This window comes from Psychroserpens luteus (assembly GCF_015319355.1).
Taxonomy (GTDB): domain Bacteria; phylum Bacteroidota; class Bacteroidia; order Flavobacteriales; family Flavobacteriaceae; genus Psychroserpens; species Psychroserpens luteus.
On the sequence record NZ_JADILU010000020.1, the window covers coordinates 1 to 3,502 of the forward strand.

Genomic DNA, 3,502 nt, shown 5'->3' on the forward strand with positions numbered 1-3,502 from the left:
TACTTGGTCGGAAATCCCCTTAAAAAAGGCGGGTCTTTCACCAATACAAAAAAGAACTCCTTATTTTTTCCATACACCTTTAAAAAAACGAATCCTTCCGCTATAAGCAATGGCTGACAACGGTTACGTATAAGAATAGTGCGGTTTTGTGTGTGAGGATTTTCCGCAGGAAAATCAGAAGTAACAAAAAAGCACTACACTTTGTTTAAGTACTAATCTACGCATTATTTTTATGCGATGTTACCCAACGTTTTTTATTTCTATTTTATAAGTCAAAACCTCTTTTCCTGTATCACAATTCAATTCCAAGGTTTTATCTTTCGTTTCTACTATTTTCCAATTTACAGAAGGAATATTTTTTTCCAAAACTTGTACTTCACGATTGTCAATTCCGATAAAAATCAGATTTGTATTTGGTTTTTTAGTCGTATTCCATTGTTGAAGTAAAATTCCATTAGAATAAGTAAAAAACCAATCTCCAAACAGTTTATTCTCTAAAAATTCAATTTTCGGTTCGCTCTTCAAATTCAGATATGCTGGTCCAAATCTGATTTCACTAACATATTTTTGATAAATACTTATTCCGTTAAAGTTTGTAAAAATATTCCATTGCTCGATATTAGACGATTCAATTTCTAATTCTAATTCAGTTTCTGATTTAAAAAATAGTCTTTGAAAAAAAGCAAATATTCCAACAAACATCATTATTATAATTCCAACAATCAAAATTATTGGAAAAAGAATAATTACTAAAACATTCATTATTCCACTCAAAATTCGGTTGCCTTCTATCGGCTTTTTTATTTTGTCAATGAGTTGAATGTTAATCTGTCGTAGCATTTTTGGTAAATGTTGGGTAACGTGATTGTGTATGGTTAGTTGCGTGATTTAAGGAACTAAGTTAGCAAATAAATCACAGATAGAATATTCCGCAGGAATGTTCGTAAGTAGGCTAGAAGCAAGCAATTAATTATACACGGTGTTACCTGCTGGCTTTTCTCGTTTCAATTTTGTATCTATCATTCCCACAATCAGAATTCAGCACTTTAAATTCTTCATCGCCTCGTTTCGTTAAATACTTAATAAACTTATTTTCATATTCATTCCAAGTTCCGCCAATAGGTGTTTCTCTGCAAGTCTCTACCAAACTAAAAATTTGTTTTCCAGATTGAACAATCATTCCACCTGGTTTTGTTCCGATATTAAGTGCTTTAACACGTTGAACAAATTCCTTTTGAGCTAGTTGGTATTCAGCCAGATTTTCTTTAGAGGTCATTTTAATCAACTCAAATGTCTTTAGAGCATTAATTTCGCTATGATAAGTAGCAACAAAAAGAGTAAAATGTTCGTAATAATTAGGTTCAGAATTTTTCGGATAGTTCTTGTTAGAATAAGCTTCTATTTTTTGTAATCCGACGTTATGAAAAATTTGAGTGTGTACTGGCTTTTCTAAATCAGTAATGTCAAAAGTATGTTTTCTTAAATTCTCTTTTAATACGTTTTTTGCAAAAAGTTCAGCAGATATTGAGTAATCAGTATATAATTCCGATTTTGTGTTTAGTTCAGCTTTGGATTCGATAATTGGCTCCGAAATCTGTTCAGGTTTTTGCTTTTCAACTTTCTCATTACAAGAGTAAATAAGCAAAGTCATTAGTATAAGTATGTTGTTTCGGATTCTCATTTTCAGCTTGCAGGTAACGTTGTTGTGTATGGTTAGTTGCGTGGTTTAGCAACTAAGTTAGTAAACATTTATGAACCCGTGAATATTCCGAAGGAATATTCGCAAGTAGGGAAGAACCAAGCAATTAATTATACACGGTGTTACCTACAGTTTTTTATTCCGATTAATTGCTATAACCAAAGTCGAATTCGGTAAAAGTTTTATTGCTTTTCTAATTTTGCTATCATAACGATTCATTAATTCTATTTCTTTAGTAATTCTTATAATTAGATATTCAGCACTATTTTCAGATTCATAAGAGTATTCAAGTCCATTAATAACTAAATCACACGCTCCATCGATTAACGATAAATCATAATATTCTCCTTTGAATTCAATTCCGATTGAGTTTGCGTAAGCGTAAGTTTCGTATTTAATTTCCGTTTTTCCGCTCGTTGTTTTTCCAGTATATTTTTTATAACTCACATCATAAACTTCGTCTTCATCTTTTTCTATTTCCAATTTTGCGTAACTGCCTTGAAAATCTAATAAAGATTCCTTGTTTTCAGAATCTCTCACAATTAAAACTCCGTTTATAGTTCCGCTAAAATTTCCTGATTCCATATTCTGAAAAACAGAATCAAATCCGTTTCCATCAATTGCACGTGAAGAATATTCTTGTCCAAAACATTGAAAAGAAGCAAAAATCAGAAATGTTATGATTAGTATTCTCGGTTTTTTCATAATTGTAGGTAACGGTCTAGTATAAGAATAGTGCGGTTTTGTGTGCGAGGATTTTCCGCAGGAAAATCAGACGTAACAAAAGTGCACAGACTCTCGATTAAGCACTAAACTAAGCATTATTTTTATACTTTGTTAGCTACAGTTTTTTGTTTTTCAGAATATTAATTGCTATTCTATGCTAAACATTTGTGGTGGTTCAATTCCAATATTTGGTAATGCATCGTGCATAGCTCCTCTTACAGAATTCATTGTTTGATATCTTCTACCTTCAGAGTCAATTCCAACATTCAGAATTGTTATTTTTAGTTTTATGCCTTTTTCTTTATAATCATTTATCCAAGATTTAATTTCAGATTCAATATCGTTTAAAACTTTATTGTCTTTTAATTCAATGGTTTTTCCTCTTTTCAATATTGCAGAGTTTGATAATTCGACCTCTATAGTTAAATCAGAGTAAATACCATCTTTACCATTTCCAAGAATAAACCTATTCGTAACTACTGTTTTCCTATTTTTCATTTTTTCAGTCACTTCATTTAGTTTTTCTAAGTCAAACCCTTTTATTAAATCAGTCAGAATTAGTTTCTCTTTTATTCCATTTTCCAATCCGTTTAGAGATTTGTCATCATCGATAATCAGAAAATCAGATGGCTTATATTCCGCTATAAATTTTTGGACTTCTTCTTTTCGGTTTTTGCAATCTGCATATTCAGGCAAAAATCCGACGATTTCTTTATTTATTCCACGATTTTTAAAAATCAAATTGAATTCAGTCAAAGTTTTAACGGTTCGACGAGTTGAGCTTAACCAAATGTCAAATTCCGTAAGTGTGAGAAGTTGGTTTAAGTTTTCAACACAAGATTCATTAAATTCAGAATATCCATCCGAGTCAATTCGGTCGGATTTCCACGATGGATTTGTTATTAAAACTCCATCTAAATCTAATATCAAAAGTTTGTTGTGTCTCAAATTGTAGCTAATGGTTAGTGGTATGAATAGTGGCCTTCTCCATAAACTTGCTTTTTAGGCCATTATTTATACCACGTGTTGTCTGCCGTATATTTTTTAGTTTAAATTTCCTGAAATTAAAATATATAG

Annotated in this window: 4 protein-coding genes; all 4 read right to left on the minus strand. The window is 31.1% G+C overall.

Annotated elements, in window-relative coordinates; genetic code table 11:
* Positions 1-240: 240 nt before the first annotated feature.
* On the minus strand, positions 241-774 hold the full coding sequence (locus tag IM744_RS20505; protein ID WP_194510029.1) for a hypothetical protein: 534 nt from the start codon (positions 772-774) through the stop codon (positions 241-243).
* A 208-nt stretch (positions 775-982) separates the two neighbouring features.
* Positions 983-1,651 (minus strand): hypothetical protein, encoded by a 669-nt coding sequence (locus tag IM744_RS20510; protein WP_194510030.1) that lies wholly within the window; start codon positions 1,649-1,651, stop codon positions 983-985.
* Between the two features lie 174 nt (positions 1,652-1,825).
* Positions 1,826-2,404, minus strand: coding sequence for a hypothetical protein (locus IM744_RS20515; RefSeq protein WP_194510031.1), 579 nt, complete (start codon positions 2,402-2,404; stop codon positions 1,826-1,828).
* A 168-nt stretch (positions 2,405-2,572) separates the two neighbouring features.
* Positions 2,573-3,373, minus strand: coding sequence for an HAD domain-containing protein (locus IM744_RS20520; RefSeq protein ID WP_194510032.1), 801 nt, complete (start codon positions 3,371-3,373; stop codon positions 2,573-2,575).
* Positions 3,374-3,502: the final 129 nt, after the last annotated feature.